The following is an 18,058-nucleotide window of genomic DNA, read 5'->3' as shown; positions in this document are numbered from 1 at the left end:
TAAATATTTTTAAATTTTAAGTTTTGGCTAAAGCCAATTCGCATTACAAAGAAAAGACGGGCTAAAGCCCGTCCCTATTTGAATAAATATTTAAAAAAAATTATTTCCTCCTCAAATCCAAATCATCAAAATCGAAGCTGAAATCTGTCACATCAGAAATCGCTTTCATTTTTGCAGATTCTGCTTTTCCGTTTTCATCATAGCTAAAAGTAAGATATGCATTGGCATCGTAACTTCTATCATCCCATTTAATAATGAAAGTATTGTTTGAAAAAGGAAGAAGCTTCCCCTTCAGTCTTGGCGAATTTTTACAAGAAATTCTGTACGTATTTCCTTGTTGAATCACTTCAACATCTCCGAACCATTGATCATTGTATTTTCCGACAAACTGTTCTGGTTTTGGCTGCAGATTTTTTTCTTTTTTAAAAGCCTCAGATTTTGCAAAAGCTTCTTTCTTTTGCTTGTTGTAATCCGCTTCAACTTTCTGCATTCTGTCACCATAAGTTTTTAGCCAGTTTCTGTCGGCAACTCCTAAATAAGAATCTTTTACTGTATTGGTAATCGTACTGAAAGCTGCTCCGGACTGTTGATTCGTTAAAACCACAATCCCTAATTTCATATCAGGAATTAAGGTAAACTGAGTTACCGTTCCAATCAATCCACCAGTGTGCTGAATCTGCTTATGTCCTTTTACATCACTTAAAAACCAACCCAAACCGTATCCGTAAAAACTTGTGTCATAAGGATTTTTCATTGCCACACCGTCCGGAATCTGTAAACTCCAAAGCTGCTGAATATTTTTATCCGAAACCAATTTCTTTCCGTCTTTTGTTGTAAAATTATTCAGAAGACATTCTGCCCAAGTGGTCATGTCTTTAATGTTGCTCATAATTCCGCCTGCTGCATTTCCTGTTTCGTTCCAGTCGTGGGGAACGGCAATTGCTTTTCCGTCAACCGGCGCGTGTGCATCGATTTTATTCGAAATAGCTTTTGCTCTGTTATAACTCCCGAAACTTGAAGTCATTCCGACCGGCTTCATAATTCTCTGCTCAATAAAATCTGCCCAGCTTAATCCTGAAATTCTGGTAATCACTTCTCCTGCAACAATAAACATGATGTTGTTATAATCCAATGTCGTTCTGAACGGATTTTCAGGTTTTAAATATCTTACATTATGAACAATATCTTTTACCGTTAAATTTCCACCTTCAGGAAAAAACATCAAATCTCCTTGTCCGAGTCCTAATCCCGCTCTGTGGGTTACCAAATCTTTGATGGTCACATTTTGAGAAACATAAGGATCATACATTTGAAATTCAGGGATATATTTTGAAACTTTATCATCCCAGTTTAATTTACCTTCATCCGCCAAAATCGCTAAAGCAGTACAGGTAAACCCTTTTGAGTTGGAAGCAATACCTACCAAAGTGGTATCATCCATCGGTTGTTTCGTTGTCAAAGAACGCACCCCAAAACCTTTAGAATAAATTATTTTTCCGTCTTTAATAACACCAACCGAGATTCCGGGAACGTCGAAAGTTTTTAAGGTATTCTGAATTAATTCATCCAGTTTTTTTTCTTCAACCTGCGCATTCGCAATCCCTATTGTTAAAAGAAAAAGGAAAAAAGAAAGTTTCTTTTTCATATGTAAATATTTATTTTAAAAATTTTTTCAAATTTAATCAATTCAGTATTATTAAGTAAATTTGCGACTTGTTTAAACCGCAAAAGAAACAAAAGATTTTAGTGTACTATAAGATTTTCAAAAGTTCACAAAAAACAGCATCAATGATTTGTAAACTTTTGAAATACCATTCAATTATTTCCTTTGTCTCTTCTTTTGTGGTAAAAAAATTAAAAATGACTAAAATACTCCTTCTCTCCGATTCTCATTCTTATATGGATGACAGAATTTTAGATTATGCAAAACAAGCCGATGAAATTTGGCATTGCGGAGATTTTGGAAGTTTTGAAATCATTGAGCAACTTGAAAAAATCAAACCTTTAAAAGGAGTTTGGGGAAATATTGACAATGCAAAAATCCGTTCAGAATTTCCTGAAGTGAATCGTTTTTTTTGTGAAAAGGTAGAAGTTTTAATGATTCATATCGGTGGTTATCCGGGAAAATATACGCCTTTAGCCAAGAAAGAAATTTCTGAAAAAGCTCCGAAATTATTTATTTCAGGGCATTCTCATATTTTGAAAGCGATGTATGATGATAAAAACAAATTGCTTCATCTCAATCCCGGAGCTTGCGGAAAACAGGGATGGCATAAAATGAGAACGATGATGCAGTTTGTGATTGATGGTGAGGAAATAAAAGATTTGGCAGTCATTGAATTAGGGACAAAAGTTTAATTTTGAAACACAAATGCCACCAATATTTTTTCGCAAATAACACTAAAAAATTTGTGAAAAACTTGTGCTGAAAATTTGTGTAGATTAGTGTTTAAGATGTATGAAAATCGGCGATAAAGTTTCGGTAGTTGATGAAGATTTGAGTGGAGTTATCACTTCAGTCAATGTAAATATTGTCGTTTTCAAAGATGAATACGGATTCACTTATCAATATCCGAAAGAAAAACTGGTTCCGAAAAACGCTGAAATTTATGAAAATATTAAAATCGTAAAAAAAGCAGAACCGAAAAAAGTGATTTCTAAAAAGCATGACAAAAATCCGCTTGTTTTAGATTTACATTTCGAAAATCTGGTGAAAAACCCACATGATTACGATAGCTTTGAAAGATTATTCATTCAGAAGGAAAAACTCATTCAGACTATTAATTTTTGTAGAAAAAATCATTTGAAAAAACTTGAAATTGTTCACGGAATCGGTGACGGAACTCTGCAGCGAATGGTTTTTGATGTTCTCGAAAGCCAGACAGGTTTGGATTTTTACAATAAGGAAATACTTCATCATCAATCGGGTGCGGTAATGGTAGAATTTCACTAAATTTGCAACAATTGTAATATGAACGTACTAAATTTACTTTTTACCAAAGACGGACTGATTTACCAAATCACCAAAAACAAAAGTGTTTTGGAGGAAAAGTCTTATTTCGTAGACGAAGAATCGCCGAAGAATTTTATTTCAGGAAAACTTGAAGATGTTCTTCTAAAACAAAGGTATGACGAAGTTTCTGTAATTTCTGCACTGAATCATTTCACCTTGATGCCGGAAGGTTTTGAAGATCATGATTCCGGATATGACCTGATTGCTTTCAATGCGCCAGTTGATAAGGCTAACGAAGAACTGATGCTTTCTGTGAATAAGAAATTCAAAGTTCAGTTTTACTATACTTTTCCAAAAGAATTTTATCAGAAAATAAAAGATTTGTCGATTCCGGTAAGATTTAATTTTTCGGGAGAGAAGTTTTTGAACTCGATCAATAATAAAAACAATAAAGAAATTCACATCAATCTGTATCATAATCAATGTGAGTTTTTTGCAATATCCAATAAAAAAATCATCTTATATAACAATCTGGATGTAAATTCGGAGGTGGACTTTCTTTATTTCGTGATGTTTACGCTGAGCAAAATCGGTTTTGGAATTAACGAAACCAATTTCTACGTTTACGGCGAAACCACAGAAAACGAAACATTTATCTCTGAACTTCAGAAGTTTGTAAAAAATCTTAAAGTAGTGTATGATAACGTTCCGAATAAGAATTTTATCCTTAATTAACTCGAAAGAATAACAACACAAAGTTCACAAAGCTTTTTTTGAATATAGTTTTAAGTTCACTAAGCCATTTTATTTATATAAGAGCGCAGAGACAGACATAAATCTTATTTAGCTTAATAAAATCTTAATGAAAATAGAAAGAATTAATGCTTGAAATTCTTAATGTTTAGAAATTTTCCATCACCAAACATCTAACACCCAACATCTATGTACAGAATAATTTCCGGTAAATGGAAAGCAAAAAAAATAGCCGCTCCCAAAAATTTTGATGTAAGACCGACAACGGACTTTGCAAAAGAAGCACTTTTCAGTATTTTAGAAAATACTTACGATATGCAGTCGATTTCCGTTCTTGATCTTTTTGCAGGAATCGGTTCCATCACTTTAGAATTTGCGTCAAGAGGTTGCCAAGATATAACTTCGGTTGAAATGAATCCGAAACACACGTCTTTTATCAATTCTACAGCTTCAGATTTAGACATGAGTTTACAGATAAGTACCCAACGTGGCGACGTTTATGACTGGCTGAAGAAATTCAGAAATAATAAATCGTATGAGATCGTTTTTGCTGATGCTCCTTTTGAAACCGAAGAAAAAAAATATCAGGAACTGATTTCTTTGGTTTTAAATAATAAATATCTAAAACCAAACGGAGTTCTGATTGTAGAACACCAAAGCAGATTAAAACTGGATCACCCTAATTTTAAATATACCAGAAAATATGGAAATGTGAGCTTCAGTTTTTATGAACCCAATCAGGAAGCTGAGATTGAAGTTGAAACTGAAAACAAAGATACTACAGAATAAAAAAAAGACTCAATTGAGTCTTTTTTCGTTTTTATAAAACCTTATGTTCTAGATCTATTGATTTACCAAAGAATTTCTTGGAAATTTTCTCAAAGTTTTTAGTAATATCCGAAAGATAAAATTTGTAGGTCGGTTTCGGATTATTGTCATTCAGAAGGTGATATTTATCTAAAATAATCGTTAAATGATTTGCAACAATATTCGGTGAATCGATGACACGAACGCGGTTTCCGTAATATTGCTTTATTTCATCAATCAAAAGCGGATAATGGGTACAGCCCAGAATTAGCGTTTCAATATTCTTTAATTTAGCATTGCTCAGATAATTGTAAATGATAGAATGCGTGATCGGATGATTCTTGAAGCCTTCTTCAATCGCAGGAACCAAAAGCGGAGTCGCTAACTCATCAACTTTGATAAATTTATTGTGCTTACGAATGCTTTTCTTATAAAGTCCTGAATTTACAGTCGCTTTCGTCGCAATTACACCTACATTATTGTGAATTTCGTACGCTACTTTTTCAGCAACAGGGTTGATGACATCAATCACCGGAACTTTTCCGGCAACCGATTCCATTACTTCCTGCAAAGCGTTTGCTGTAGCGGTATTACAGGCAATGACAATCGCTTTACAATTTTGTTCTAAAAGGAAATTAGAAATTTTCGTAGAATATCCTATAATCGCTTCTTTCGATTTTTCCCCGTAAGGAAGGTGTTTTGTATCTCCAAAATAAATAAGGTCTTCATTCGGGAGAAGTCTTTTTATTTCTTTGGCAACCGTTAAACCACCTACTCCGCTATCGAAAATCCCGATAGGCTGCTTCGGCGAAAGATGCGAATAATCTTGTTTTTTAGTTTTCAAAAGCTTTGAAATTTAATACAAAAATACTTAAAGATTTTAAATTTGAGATTCGAGATTTGAGATTTTTAAACCTGGAACAAATCGGAGGCTATTCCGTCTGCCATAAACCAATGTTTTTCAGGAATTTTAAGATGATTATTATCAATTTTAAGAATTCCTTCTTCCATTTTATTTTGAATTTCTTTATTAAAGCGTTCCAGAATATTTTCTGAAAATTTTTGGTTTAAACTATCTAAGTCTACGCCCCAAACCGTTCTCAAGCCAATCATAATCATTTCGTTAAATTGGTCTTGTTGGGAAAGTACTTCCGTTTCCTTTGCTAAAATATTTGAATTCAGTTTCTTAATATATTGCTGATTATTGGCAACATTCCAGCTTCTGACATCAGTTCCGTTGTAAGAATGTGCGGAAGGACCAATTCCCAGATATTCCTGGTATTTCCAGTACGAAGAATTGTGTCTTGAATAAAATCCTGGCTTTGCAAAATTGGAAACTTCATAATGTTCAAAACCGTGGTCTTTCAGAAAATCGATCATATAATAAAACTCACGATTCTGTTCTTCTTCTTTTGGATTTAAAACCTTTCCTTTTGCAACCCAGTTTTCCAAAGCGGTTTTAGGTTCTACCGTTAAGGCATAAGAAGAAATATGCGGAATTTCAAGGGCAACGGTTTTATTTAAATTTTCTTTCCAGATTTCCAGATTGGAAGTTGGTGAACCGTAGATTAAATCGATGCTTAAATTTTCAAAGCCAAAATCCTGTGCTCTTTTAATCGAGCCTTCTGCTTCGGAAGCATTATGCGCACGATTCATCAGCTTTAAATCTTCATCAAAAAAACTCTGCGTTCCGATTGATAAACGATTGACAGGAGAATCTGATAATCCTTTCAGAAAATTTTTATCTAAATCATCAGGATTTGCTTCTAATGTAATTTCGATGTCATTCTTAAAATTAAAATATTTTAAAACTTCATCAATTAAAGATTTAATTTCATCCGCAGAAAGCACAGAAGGAGTTCCGCCACCGAAATAAAGCGATTGAATATTTTTATTCTGAAGCTCGTCTTTCCTCAGGAAAATTTCCTTTTTCATGGCATCCAGCATTTCATCTTTAAAATTCAAAGATGTAGAAAAATGAAAATTGCAGTAACTGCATTTCTGTTTGCAGAAAGGAATGTGAATGTAGATCATAAAAAAAGCCCTGAAAAATTTCAGAGCTCAAATTTATTTAAATTAAATTGATTAATATCTAAATCCTCTATGATTAATAAAGTTATCGAAGTTATAACCAAGACCAATCATGAAGCTGTTTCCTCCATACTCCTGAATGTCAGACATTCCAAGGTTGTAAGTAGCACCCACCATAAATTTGTTGAATCTTACTTTTACGATCGGAGAGATACTCAGCTGCTGATTATCAAATCTGTTCTGAACTCCTCTGTAGCTTACCCCAAAAGAAAAAGCGTTGATATCGTTTGAGAATGTAGCCATAAGGTTTAAGTCCATCATTCTCGTTGAGTTTGTATTCAAATTGATTAAAGCTGAAGGTGTGATTGCAATGTTGTCTGCAATTTTCCAGTCGTATCCTAAGTTTAAGAAGAATTTGATTGGAGACGGTTCGTAGTTGTTTACGATAGATTCGTCATTGCTTAAAGCAATATCATTCACAGAAACTCCCCCGAACAAACCTCTGTACGTCGCTGCCAAACCGAAGTTTGCATACGCCATAAAGATGTTGCTTTCGTTACCCTGAAGCAAAGGATCGTATCCGTCTTCTGTATTAATTTTAGAGTAATCAAAATTCATATTGTAGAAGTTCACACTTGTACCGAAAGAAAACTGATCCTGTCTTTCACCTTCGCTGCTAAGTGGAATAAAATAAGATGCTCCCGCTGTAATCCCTCCTGCTGAAATAGGACCGTTACTATCTCTGAAAACGGAGATACCCGCTCCCACTCTGTCAAAAATATTCGCGTTGATCCCCACAGATTGTACGTTTGGAGACTCGCTGAATTTTGAAAATTGTTGTTGATAGTTTAAGTTAAGCTGTACATAGTCCGTTTTACCGTATTGAGCAGGGTTGAACAGGAACTCACCATCCAAAAGATATTGTTGATAATATGGTAGTGATTCTTGTGCTTTGTATGCATTCGACAAAAGAGCTAAACATACGATAGCATATAGTTTTCTCATAACAAATCTTGATTTCAATTCAACAAATATAAAAAAATTCTCAATATATTTTTAGTTTTCTAAATAATTTCTCCATTTTTTTACAGCATCCGCCATATCTTTCGGCATTGGGCTCTCAAAATACAATTCCTTTTTAGTGGTTGGATGTATAAATCCTAAAGTATGAGCATGTAAAGCATGTCGTGGTAAAACCTCAAAAACATTTTTAATAAAACTCTTATACTTTGGCAGATTAACTCCTCTCAGAGCAACATTCCCTTCATATCTTTCATCATTAAATAAGGTATGACCGATATGTTTAAAATGCGCTCTGATCTGATGCGTTCTTCCGGTCTCAAGCTTACATTCTACCCAAGTCATGTATTTAAACCTTTCTAATACTTTATAATGAGTTACCGCATGTTTTCCCTGACTTCCGTCTGCATACGTGTACATCTGCATTCTGTTTTTCGGATGTCTTCCGATATGACCGGTAATCGTACCTTCATCGTCCTGTACATTCCCCCAAACAAAAGCCCAGTACAAACGTCTCGTTTTCCGATCGAAGAACTGTTTTGCAAGAAAACTCAGAGCATATTCTGTTTTTGCAATGACTAAAAGCCCGGAAGTATCTTTATCAATCCTATGAACCAATCCCACTCTGTCAAGATCAGATTTCTCACCGTTTTTCTGAAAATGAAACGCTAATGCATTGACCAAAGTTCCGTCCCAGTTTCCGAAACCGGGATGCACCACCATTCCGGGATCTTTATCTACAACGACAAGATCATCATCTTCGTATACGATATTAATAGGAATATCTTGTGGAATGATAACATTTTCCCTCGGCGGATGAGCCAATAAAACAGAAATCTGATCACCGGGCTTTACCTTGTAATTTTGTTTTACAGGATTTCCGTTGACGACAACATTTCCTGCACGGCAGGTTTGTGAAATTTTATTTCTCGAAGAATTCTGCCTAAAAATCATTAAAAACTTATCAATTCTTAATGGTTCCTGCTTAGGATCAACCGTAATATTAAAATGTTCATAAAGACCTTTATTTTCCTCATCAATATCAATTGAGTTATTGATGTCTAAAAATTCTTCGTCTAAAAAATCCTCATTATCTTCTGTCATTGTTACTTCTTTATATAAAAGGCTTCAACATTTAAAGTTGAAGCCTTTTATATTAAATTAAAAATTATATTATATAATTACCTTTTTAGCTTTAGGCTTATCTGTTGCGGGAGTTGTTGAATTTGCAGCAGGTTTCGTCTTATCATTTGTAGTCGCCGGTTTTGCTGAACCTGTACTTTGTTTTGCAGCATCAGTTCTAGGAACCTCTTTTTTCGGAGGACTTACCGGAGCAGGTGTCGGCTCATTCATTGGAGGATCCGGGAAATTCGGTACTTCTTCGTATCTGATTGGAGGCAGTGTTGTATCAACCTTCATTCTGTAAGTAGAATTTAAAATCTCAATTTTCCCACGCAGTTCTGCAGGTGTTTTCTTACTTGCCCAAAGATCGATCTGCATTCCCTGATCTCGTGTATCTCCTGCTGCAGGATCCTGGTAATAAATGATATCTGAATCATCATTGCCGCCATCTTCATGATCTACAAGACCAACTTCAAATAAATTTCTTGCAATTAAAGCTTTAGCTTCTTTTACCGTTAATCCTACCACATTCGGAACAGAAATATTTCTCAAAGGACCAGAACCTACAACAACATCCACCACAGAGAATCTTGGGATTTTTGTTCCCGGTTTAATAGAGTTTCCTTTAAATAAAATTCTTAAAACAGCATCTTTCTGAATGCTCGATTCAAAAATGGTGTCTCCTACCTTCAAACCTACCTGATCCAATCTTTGGAAAGCCAGACCCGAATATTTATTGATAACATCCGGCACAGCAACAGGAGCCCAGCTTTTAGGATTTACCATCAGCTGAATCGCTCTTCCGTCTTTCACACGTGAACCTTGTGAAGGATATACTTTCAAAACCTGAAGCGGTCTGTATTTAGGATTGTAAGCAGCACTGTCTACTTCATAATCAAGCCCTGCATCTTCTAATATTTTTACTGCGTCGTGCACAGATTTATTCACAACATTAGGAACAGGAATTTCCTGCCCATGATTGGTATGATACTCAAGCCAGCGGAAAGTAAGCCATACTAATCCCACAAAAATCCCTATCGCTACTAATAAATTGAGTAAAACTTTCCAATTGAAAAGTGATTTAAGCATACTTAAAAATACTTTAATTATAACGACAAAGATAATTAATAATTTTATATTGAAGTTTTTATTTGACAGAATTCATTTTTGCTTTCAAAAAATCCGAAATTCACTTATTTCAATATATAAATTGTTTAAATTTGCCTTAATTGATAATTTAATATGAGCAAAAAACACATTGCCGTAGTTATGGGAGGCTATTCTGACGAATACAAAGTTTCTCTGAAAAGCGGTCAGTTAATATACGATTCCTTAGACCGTGATCTGTACCATGTCTACAAGGTGGTTATCTTAAAAGACGAATGGTATTTTCTGGATGAAAACGAGAATAAAAAACCGATCAACAAAGGCGATTTTTCGGTTACACTAGACAATAACGAAAAATTAAAATTTGATGCTTGTTTCAACATTATTCACGGAACACCGGGTGAAAATGGGATTTTTCAGGCTTATTGGGATGCCATCGGACAGAAATATACCGGTTGTGATTTTTATCAAAGTGCATTAACATTCAATAAAAAAGATACTTTAGCGGTACTTTCGAAGTACGGAATTCCTTCTGCAAAAAGTGTTTATTTAAGAAAAGGTGAAAATATTAATGTTGATGAAATTATCGACAATCTAGGACTTCCAGTTTTTGTTAAACCCAATCAGTCTGGTTCTTCACTAGGAATTTCTAAGGTTAAAGAAAAATCGGAGATGATTGCTGCAACCGAAATTGCTTTTAAAGAAGATGATGAAATTTTAATTGAAAGTTTCCTGAACGGAATGGAGGTTTCTGTCGGAGTTATTGATTTTAAAGGTGAAACAATTGTTTTGGGAATTACTGAAATTGTTCCTAAAAACGAATTTTTCGATTATGAAGCGAAATATGAAGGAGCTTCTGAAGAAATTACTCCTGCAAGAATTGATGACGAAACAAGAATCAGAGTGGAAGAAATTGCAAAAAGAGCGTACAATTCTCTTGGAATGAGCGGTTTCTCAAGAAGTGAATTTATTCTAATGGATGGAATTCCTTATATGTTGGAAATGAATACCAATCCAGGATTTTCTCCTGCAAGTATTCTTCCGCAGCAGGCAAAAATCTACGGAATATCAATCAAAGACCTTTGTGGAAACGAGGTTGAGAAAGCTTTGAATAAATAGGAAGATGGATGTTGGAAGTTTTTTTACTTTACTTTCAACATTTATTTTAATTTAAATAAACTTTAGTTTCAAAAGGCAGCGTTTTCTTTAGAAGAATTTTAAACTCTGAACCTTAAACTTAAAAACCTTTCACGCATGAAAATTGCTGTTTTCCCGGGATCTTTTGACCCGATCACTTTAGGACATTACGATATTATAGAAAGAGCCGCCGCACTTTTTGATAAATTAATCATCGCCATCGGACAGAATTCACAGAAAAAATACATGTTCCCGCTAGAAAAAAGAATGGAATTCCTGCAAAATTCCGTTGCCGAATTTCCCAATGTGGAAGTCGATTTTTTCGAAGGTTTAACCGTGGATTACTGTTTTGAGAAAAATGCCCAGTTTATCATCCGCGGACTTAGAAATCCCGCCGATTTTGAATTCGAAAAGGCAATTGCGCATACCAACAGAACTTTAGCCCATAAAAAAATTGAAACCGTTTTCCTTCTTACTTCTTCCGGGAAATCTTTTATCAGCAGCAGCATCGTAAGGGAAATCATCAATCACGGCGGAGAATACGAACTTCTCGTTCCAGAATCAGTAAGAGTAGAAAAATAAGTAATAAGTAATTTGTAATGAGTAATTTTGCAAAAACACATTATGGATTACAATCAAATTTTCAGAGACAGAACTAAAAGATTTGCTGTAGAAATCATCAAATCTTTATCAGATATCCCATACTCAGATGCTGTATCAATAATCAGAAAACAAATTATAAGATCGGCAACATCTGTATCATCAAATTATAGAGCTGTTTGCAGAGCAAGATCGGATAAGGAGAAGTTTGCTAAAATCTGCATCGTAGTTGAAGAAATAGACGAGACTCAACATTGGCTGGAAATCATTGAAGAACTTCAATATGTTGAGCAAAATAAATTAGAACCATTAAAATCAGAATGTGAAGAATTGGTAAAAGTAATGACTACTTATAAATATAAATTATCTAAAATCTAATAAGTGGATTACTCATTACCAATTACTCATCATCGATAATAAATGCACGAACAGATCAATTTTGCCATAGAAATCTTGGGTACGATATCGTTTTCGATGTCGGGAAGTTTTGCGGCAATGCAGAAAAGATTAGATCCTTTCGGTGTTTTAATTATTGCTTTCGTAACTTCGGTTGGAGGCGGAACGGTGAGAGATCTCCTTCTTGACATCCCTGTTTTCTGGATGCACGATCTTCTGATGTGCGGCTTGATTTTGGTAACCAGCGTTTTTTCGATGGTCTTTAAATCAATCGAGAAAAATTTTAAGGTTACTTTATTTATTTTTGACAGTTTCGGTTTGGGATTGTTTACGATTATCGGAGTTCAGAAAGGTTTAAATTCAGATATTCATCCCTTAATTTGTATTGCATTGGGAACGATAACCGGATGTTTTGGTGGAATTATACGGGATATTTTATTAAACAGAATTCCTTTGATTTTCAGAAAAGAAATTTATGCGAGTGCCTGTATTATTGGCGGTTCGATCTTTTTATTATTGACAACTTTCACCGATCTTTCTTTTACAATTATCCAGATTTTTACAATTTTATTAATTGTTTCCATCAGAACGCTGGCTGTAAAATATCATTGGCAGATGCCAAAATTTTATGGTTATGAACAAAACTCAGAAATGTAATAAATCAACAAATAAGCTTATTTGATAAATAATTGCTATATTTAAGCAACTTAAATTATCAGGCTTATGAAAAATTCTACTATTTTTTACATTTTACTCATTAGTATTTTAGGGATTATTCCAACAAATGCTCAACAGGTAACAATTGGCACAGGTACAAACTCATGGTATTATTCACCAATAACTCGATTGTTTGAGAACGGGGCAAGCGAAACGATTTATGATGCTGCCGAAATAGGAACTACAGGAACCATTAATTCTATCGGATGGAATATTGTAAGCAGCGCTTATGCCGTAACTACGGGAAATGTGTCTATTTATATGAAAATGGCTACTCAAAGTACGATTTCAACACCTACTTCTACAACAGGGTATACATTAGTGTATTCAGGAAACGTTAATAATGATGTGGTGGGTTGGCAAAATATTACGCTGACCACACCTTTTCAATATAATGATTCTACAAAAAACTTAATTGTTTTAGTTGTACATGCCTCAGGAAATTACACATTAGGTCCACCGAATTATTCTTATTCAAATGTACCTGATAAATCATCCTATTATTACAGTATATCCAATGCATGGAATGATACTAGAACAATGACTTCAACACCAAACAGAGCCAATATCCGATTAAATTTCAGCACATTAAGCACTGTAGAAATCGATGGAAAAAACGCTTTGAAATATTATCCTAACCCTGTAAAAGATATCTTTAATATATCTGGCAACCAAACAATCACTTCTTTAGAAATTTATAATTTGTCCGGACAAAACATATTAAATCAGAAATTCGACAACAAAGATATTTCCGTGAATTTATCAAGATTTACATCAGGAAATTATATTGCTAAAGTTATTTACAAAGACGGTTCTTCGAAAACAATAAAAGTTATAAAACAATAATTCATTTAACAAAAAAAATGGCAGAGAATATTCTCTGCCATTTATATTTTTCTAAAATTTCCCTCTGTTTCTCATATTCGGGTTATGCATATGCTTTTGCATCGTCGGCATTTTCAGCTGATCTTTCAGCATTTTGATTTGGTCGGCCATCATTCCGGCAGAATCCAGCCTTTTTGCTTCTTCAAGAAGTCTTTGTCCTTCCTGTTTTTTTCCTTTAGAAATTGCTCCTGCCGCAAGATTTAAAGTTGCCATTGCGCGGTCATGCTTCATATTCAAACCATATTCCAAAGCTTTTTTCATTAAAGGCTCAACCTTCGTCGGATGATCCTGTGCTAAAACCAAGCCTTGTAAATAATGGTAATATCCATATTGGTTCTTATGAAGCTCAGTTTTATAATTTTTAATATTATTCAAAAATTTCGAAGCTTTTATCATATCCTGCTTTCTCAATTGCCAGAATGCCAAAAGGATATTTTCATTCTTAAAAAATAAGAAAATTGGTAATACTGATAAAAGGAAAACTACGATTCCCCAACCTAAATTTCTGGTAAAAAACATCATGTAAAGACCTCCAAGAATCAAAAGTGCTGCAACTATGATTTTTATGTACTTGTTCATTATTAAATTTTAGAAGTGCAAAGATAAGAAATTTGGTTGTTAGTTATTAGTATGTTGACGGTTTCTCATTAAAATTCCACAAATTAAAAACGATCAACCAACAACTATTATCCTTCAATTCTTTCATACGTTTGAAAACAGAAATCATATTGATTTTTCTCGTCTTTTTCATGGCAGATTTCCTCTGTCATTTTCCAGATTTTGTGATCTATTTTAGGAAAATAAGTATCGGCTTCAAGGTTTGCTTTTACTAAAGTTACTTCAAGTCGGTCTGTAATCTCCATAGTTTGCTCATATATATTTCCGCCTCCGATAATAAAAATATTTTCGTCTATTTTTTTGGCAAATTTCACAGCTTCTTTAATGCTTCCTACAATTAAAATCCCTTCCTCAAACCAGTCTTTTTTTCTTGAAACAACAATATTGGTACGGTTGGGTAATGGTTTTCCAATGCTTTCATATGTTTTTCTTCCCATGATGATCGGATGCCCCGAAGTAAGATCTTTAAAATGTTTCAAATCTTTCGGAAGATGCCACAGAAGCTGATTATCAGAACCAATTTCGTTTTTTTCTCCCATTGCCACCACAATTGTTGTCATTCAATAAATTTTCTGCAAAATTAGCACTTAATTTGTATATTTGAGTAACACAAAAACATTAAAAAATTTTAAACGATGAAATCGTAACTACACATTTTCAAATACACATACTTGAAGATTAGCGATTGCATAAAACTATTAAAAACAATAAAAACTCACATATGAAAAACAAAGGCTGTATGAGCGCCGGAACGATCGGAATTGCTCTTATAATTATCGTAGGAATACTATTCTTCTGGGGAAAAAGCGGATATAATAAATTTGTAGATCAGGAACAGACGGTAGATGCAAAATGGTCTAACGTACAAACCGTTTATCAGAAAAGAGCCAACCTCATTCCGAATCTTGAAAGAACTGTAAAATCATATTCAAAATTCGAGCAGGAAACTTTGACTAAAGTTATTGAAGCCAGATCAAAAGCCACTTCAATCAACATCAACCCTACTAATCTTACTGAAGAAGACATGGCTAAATTTCAGGCTGCCCAAGGAGAATTAACGGGGGCTTTAAGCAGATTGATGGCGGTTGCAGAAGCTTATCCGAATTTGAAGGCAGATCAGCAGTACATCAATTTCCAGAGAGAATATATTGCTATTGAAAACAGCATCAGAACCGAAACGGTGTATTACAACAATGCAGCGAGAGACTACAATGTTTCGATCAAGCAATTCCCGAACAATATCTTGGCAAACTTTACCAATTTTAAGGAAAAACCTTTGTTTAAAGCACAGGCAGGAGCTGAAAACGCACCAAGCGTATTTACAGAATAATGAGCCGCTTTCTTACAGATCAGCAAATAGCTTCCCTTGTGGAAGCTATTCAGTCGGCAGAGCAACATTCTACCGGAGAAATCCGTGTACATATTGATTCTACTACAGATTCACAGTCTGCAGAAACTGCTTTTGAAGTTTTTAAAGAGCTGTGCAAAGACAAAACTGCAGAAAAAAATGCGGTTCTTTTTCATGTTAATTTTGAGAAAAAATACCTTACCATTATTGGTGATACCGGAATTCATGAGAAAGTGCATCAGTCGTACTGGGATCATCTGCACGATTATATCACTTCGGAATTTGCAAAAGGGCATTATTACCAAGCTTTGAAAAGCGGGATTCTTGAAACAGGTCTTGAATTAAAAAAATATTTTCCGATAACCGGAGAAAACCACAACGAATTACCCAATGAGATTACATTCTCTTAAAATATTTTTCACATTTCTATTAGTTTGCTGTTATGGTTTTTTATCAGCGCAATACACTATTCCCGAAAAACCAGCAGTTCTTTATCCTGTTTACGATGAAGCCAACCTTTTGACTCAGCAGGAAAAAGATGAACTGAACAAAAAGCTCATCAAATTTGCAGATTCTACTTCAACGGAAATTGAGGTAATCATTATTCCTTCCACAAAAGGCGAAGATGTAAATTTTCTGGCAACCATGTTTGGTGAAAAATGGGGAATCGGACAAAAAGATGTAGATAACGGAGTCGTTTTCCTGATTGCAAAAGATGACAGAACCATGTCTATTCAGCAAGGAAGAGCGGTTGAACAATATTTGACGGCTTCAGTTGCAGGACAGATTTTAGATTATATCGTTACACCGAATTTCAGGCAAGGAAGATGGTACGAAGGCATCAATGGTGGAACGAATGCTATTATGGAGGCTGTTCAGGGAAAGTTCAAACCTTTGGAAAACCATGAAAATGAAGGGGATTCAGGAGCTTTAAAATTAATTATCATTGCTTTTGTTATTTTTATTATTCTTGCGATTATTTTTGGCAATAGAGGTGGCGGTGATGATGATGGCGATATTATTTTAAGTCGTAGAGGAAGAAGAAATTATCCCGGTGGATTTTTCCCGTTCCCTTTTCCCGGAAGTTTTGGCGGTGGATTTGGTGGTGGAAGCTCTCGAGGCGGTGGAGGATTTGGAGGATTTGGAGGCGGCGGAAGTTTTGGAGGTGGTGGAGCTTCGGGTGGGTGGTAGAAAAATTAAAATGAAATTTTCAGTAACATCTATTCTTTTAAGCTTCACAACTTTATTACTTTCCATTAAAGTTAATCTGACAATTCTAAAAGATTATTGGTCGACAGACGGAAAAACTCAGGCGTTGTATGGACTTTTAGACTTAAAATATTCATACAAATATTACTTTTTAATTATCTCATTCATTTCATTATCATTTTTAATATTAGCTTTTAAAAACAAAGAATTAAATACATTTAAATATTCTGCGACTTGTATTTTAATGATTGGAATAATTTCAATATTTGTAAGTTTTTGGAAATGGTTTATTTAAAGTTTTAAAATATGAAATCTTCATTGAAAATATCATTAGGATTACTTTTAATTATACCTATTTTATCTTGCACAAAAAGAAATAAGCAAGAAAATATTTCTGAAATTAATAATTCTATAGTTTTTAAAGAAAACAGAAATATTGAAAATGCACAATTAGAATTAAAGAATGTTCTTTTAGAAAATGAGATCCTTACTGATAAAGTTATTTCAGATTCTCAAACTGCTGTTAAAATTGCTGAAGACATTCTTTTTAAAATTTACGGAGAAGAAAATATAGTTAAACAAAGACCATATAATGTAAATTATGTTGAAGATTACTATATAATTAATGGAACAATGCCCGCTGAAGTAGCAATCGGAGGAACATTCCTGATAATAATAAGTTCAAAAGACGGAAAAATAATTAAACTCACTCACGGAGAATAAATTTTAATTAAACTAAAAATTCCGCTTTTCTCTGATTAAAATTTCATTAAACCCGCCATAACCCTTCATATTTCACACAATTTTCATTATATTTACTGAAAACGGGTTTATGAAAAAAACGCTGGTGGTTTTTGCCCATCCCTATCTTGAACATTCCAATTCAAATGTAGAGATCATCAATTTCTATGTTCGTCATCAGCATTTTACCCTTCGCGATTTGTATGAAGAATATCCCGATTTTCATATTGCGGCATTTCGGGAGCGAAAAAGACTTCAGCAATACGATCGTTTTATTTTTCAGTTTCCCATCATCTGGTTCGGAATTCCACCTTTACTAAAACTATGGATTGATGAAGTTTTTGACCGAAACTGGGTAAAAGAAGGCGAAAATAATCCTCTCGAAAACAAAGAAGTTTTTATCGTTGTGACAACCGGTGGAAAAGAAAGGTCTTTTTCAAAAAACGGAACATACAAATACACGATTGAAGAAATCATCAGCGGATTGATTGTTTCTCTGAATGTTTTTAAAGCCAATATCAAAGACATTACAATCGTTTACGAAGCCAATAAACTATCAAAAAAAGAAATCATTTTACAGAAAAAGAAATTTGTCGAAATCCTGAATCAATAGC

At 34.1% G+C, this 18,058-nt stretch carries 23 protein-coding genes; 15 read left to right on the top strand and 8 right to left on the bottom strand.

The window, feature by feature from the left end; all coding sequences use genetic code 11:
• Nucleotides 1-100: 100 nt before the first annotated feature.
• The gene (locus BM371_RS09080; protein ID WP_034678204.1) at nt 101-1,645 is read right to left on the bottom strand and encodes a serine hydrolase; all 1,545 of its coding nucleotides are present in this window, start codon (nt 1,643-1,645) and stop codon (nt 101-103) included.
• A 215-nt stretch (nt 1,646-1,860) separates the two neighbouring features.
• On the opposite strand from BM371_RS09080, the gene BM371_RS09075 reads away from it, so the two are divergent.
• From BM371_RS09075 to BM371_RS09060, 4 genes are all read left to right on the top strand, one after another.
• Nucleotides 1,861-2,358, top strand: coding sequence for a metallophosphoesterase family protein (locus BM371_RS09075; protein WP_034678317.1), 498 nt, complete (start codon nt 1,861-1,863; stop codon nt 2,356-2,358).
• Between the two features lie 100 nt (nt 2,359-2,458).
• A complete protein-coding gene (locus BM371_RS09070) occupies nt 2,459-2,953 on the top strand; it encodes a Smr/MutS family protein (protein ID WP_034678202.1) in 495 nt (164 codons plus the stop codon).
• An 18-nt stretch (nt 2,954-2,971) separates the two neighbouring features.
• Nucleotides 2,972-3,688: a DUF3822 family protein gene (locus BM371_RS09065; RefSeq protein ID WP_034678200.1), complete on the top strand. Its 717-nt coding sequence runs from the start codon at nt 2,972-2,974 to the stop codon at nt 3,686-3,688.
• A gap of 207 nt (nt 3,689-3,895) precedes the next feature.
• A complete protein-coding gene (locus BM371_RS09060) occupies nt 3,896-4,495 on the top strand; it encodes an RsmD family RNA methyltransferase (RefSeq protein ID WP_034678199.1) in 600 nt (199 codons plus the stop codon).
• 31 nt (nt 4,496-4,526) lie between these two features.
• On the opposite strand, the gene murI is transcribed toward BM371_RS09060, so the two are convergent.
• The 5 genes from murI to BM371_RS09035 all read right to left on the bottom strand — a co-directional run bounded on the left by murI (nt 4,527) and on the right by BM371_RS09035 (nt 9,775).
• A complete protein-coding gene (gene murI / locus BM371_RS09055) occupies nt 4,527-5,357 on the bottom strand; it encodes a glutamate racemase (RefSeq protein WP_034678198.1) in 831 nt (276 codons plus the stop codon).
• Between the two features lie 65 nt (nt 5,358-5,422).
• Nucleotides 5,423-6,547 (bottom strand): radical SAM family heme chaperone HemW, encoded by a 1,125-nt coding sequence (gene hemW, locus BM371_RS09050; RefSeq protein ID WP_074958656.1) that lies wholly within the window; start codon nt 6,545-6,547, stop codon nt 5,423-5,425.
• A 51-nt stretch (nt 6,548-6,598) separates the two neighbouring features.
• Nucleotides 6,599-7,549, bottom strand: a complete 951-nt coding sequence (locus BM371_RS09045; protein WP_034678196.1) for a PorP/SprF family type IX secretion system membrane protein — start codon at nt 7,547-7,549, stop codon at nt 6,599-6,601.
• A 51-nt stretch (nt 7,550-7,600) separates the two neighbouring features.
• Nucleotides 7,601-8,668: an RluA family pseudouridine synthase gene (locus BM371_RS09040; protein WP_034678195.1), complete on the bottom strand. Its 1,068-nt coding sequence runs from the start codon at nt 8,666-8,668 to the stop codon at nt 7,601-7,603.
• Nucleotides 8,669-8,737: 69 nt separating this feature from the next.
• Nucleotides 8,738-9,775, bottom strand: coding sequence for a PASTA domain-containing protein (locus tag BM371_RS09035; protein WP_034678193.1), 1,038 nt, complete (start codon nt 9,773-9,775; stop codon nt 8,738-8,740).
• 153 nt (nt 9,776-9,928) lie between these two features.
• Between BM371_RS09035 and BM371_RS09030 the strand changes: the two genes are divergently transcribed.
• The 5 genes from BM371_RS09030 (at nt 9,929) to BM371_RS09010 (ending at nt 13,489) form a co-directional block, all read left to right on the top strand.
• Nucleotides 9,929-10,912: a D-alanine--D-alanine ligase gene (locus tag BM371_RS09030; RefSeq protein WP_034678191.1), complete on the top strand. Its 984-nt coding sequence runs from the start codon at nt 9,929-9,931 to the stop codon at nt 10,910-10,912.
• A gap of 135 nt (nt 10,913-11,047) precedes the next feature.
• Nucleotides 11,048-11,512 carry a pantetheine-phosphate adenylyltransferase gene (gene coaD, locus BM371_RS09025; protein WP_034678190.1) on the top strand — a complete coding sequence of 155 codons (465 nt, stop codon included), beginning with the start codon at nt 11,048-11,050 and terminating at the stop codon, nt 11,510-11,512.
• A 42-nt stretch (nt 11,513-11,554) separates the two neighbouring features.
• Entirely contained in the window at nt 11,555-11,908 is a 354-nt protein-coding gene (locus tag BM371_RS09020; protein WP_051882927.1) for a four helix bundle protein, read from the top strand.
• A 42-nt stretch (nt 11,909-11,950) separates the two neighbouring features.
• Nucleotides 11,951-12,583, top strand: a complete 633-nt coding sequence (locus tag BM371_RS09015) for a trimeric intracellular cation channel family protein (RefSeq protein ID WP_034678188.1) — start codon at nt 11,951-11,953, stop codon at nt 12,581-12,583.
• 66 nt (nt 12,584-12,649) lie between these two features.
• Entirely contained in the window at nt 12,650-13,489 is an 840-nt protein-coding gene (locus BM371_RS09010; protein WP_034678187.1) for a T9SS type A sorting domain-containing protein, read from the top strand.
• Nucleotides 13,490-13,540: 51 nt separating this feature from the next.
• Here the strand turns inward: BM371_RS09010 and BM371_RS09005 are convergent, their stop codons facing one another.
• Both BM371_RS09005 and BM371_RS09000 read right to left on the bottom strand, forming a co-directional pair.
• Nucleotides 13,541-14,107: a hypothetical protein gene (locus tag BM371_RS09005; RefSeq protein WP_034678186.1), complete on the bottom strand. Its 567-nt coding sequence runs from the start codon at nt 14,105-14,107 to the stop codon at nt 13,541-13,543.
• A gap of 107 nt (nt 14,108-14,214) precedes the next feature.
• Entirely contained in the window at nt 14,215-14,706 is a 492-nt protein-coding gene (locus BM371_RS09000; RefSeq protein ID WP_034678185.1) for a dihydrofolate reductase, read from the bottom strand.
• Between the two features lie 161 nt (nt 14,707-14,867).
• Here BM371_RS09000 and BM371_RS08995 point away from each other — a divergent pair, with 161 nt between their 5' ends.
• The 6 genes from BM371_RS08995 (at nt 14,868) to BM371_RS08970 (ending at nt 18,057) form a co-directional block, all read left to right on the top strand.
• On the top strand, nt 14,868-15,476 hold the full coding sequence (locus BM371_RS08995; RefSeq protein ID WP_034678184.1) for a LemA family protein: 609 nt from the start codon (nt 14,868-14,870) through the stop codon (nt 15,474-15,476).
• Nucleotides 15,476-15,904 carry a TPM domain-containing protein gene (locus BM371_RS08990; protein WP_177225350.1) on the top strand — a complete coding sequence of 143 codons (429 nt, stop codon included), beginning with the start codon at nt 15,476-15,478 and terminating at the stop codon, nt 15,902-15,904. Before BM371_RS08995 ends, BM371_RS08990 begins: the two co-directional genes overlap by 1 nt.
• Nucleotides 15,885-16,685, top strand: coding sequence for a TPM domain-containing protein (locus BM371_RS08985; RefSeq protein WP_034678181.1), 801 nt, complete (start codon nt 15,885-15,887; stop codon nt 16,683-16,685). The genes BM371_RS08990 and BM371_RS08985 overlap by 20 nt, the downstream gene beginning before the upstream one ends.
• Before the next feature lie 10 nt (nt 16,686-16,695).
• Entirely contained in the window at nt 16,696-16,998 is a 303-nt protein-coding gene (locus tag BM371_RS20530) for a hypothetical protein (RefSeq protein ID WP_165571787.1), read from the top strand.
• Between the two features lie 11 nt (nt 16,999-17,009).
• Nucleotides 17,010-17,426, top strand: a complete 417-nt coding sequence (locus BM371_RS08975) for an NTF2 fold immunity protein (protein WP_051882925.1) — start codon at nt 17,010-17,012, stop codon at nt 17,424-17,426.
• A 109-nt stretch (nt 17,427-17,535) separates the two neighbouring features.
• A complete protein-coding gene (locus tag BM371_RS08970; RefSeq protein WP_034678178.1) occupies nt 17,536-18,057 on the top strand; it encodes an NAD(P)H-dependent oxidoreductase in 522 nt (173 codons plus the stop codon).
• Nucleotide 18,058: the final 1 nt, after the last annotated feature.

It is taken from the genome of Chryseobacterium formosense (assembly GCF_900116415.1).
Classification (GTDB): domain Bacteria; phylum Bacteroidota; class Bacteroidia; order Flavobacteriales; family Weeksellaceae; genus Chryseobacterium; species Chryseobacterium formosense.
The sequence above is the reverse complement of the archived record's forward strand: the minus strand, read 5'-3'. Positions and strand labels throughout refer to the sequence as shown.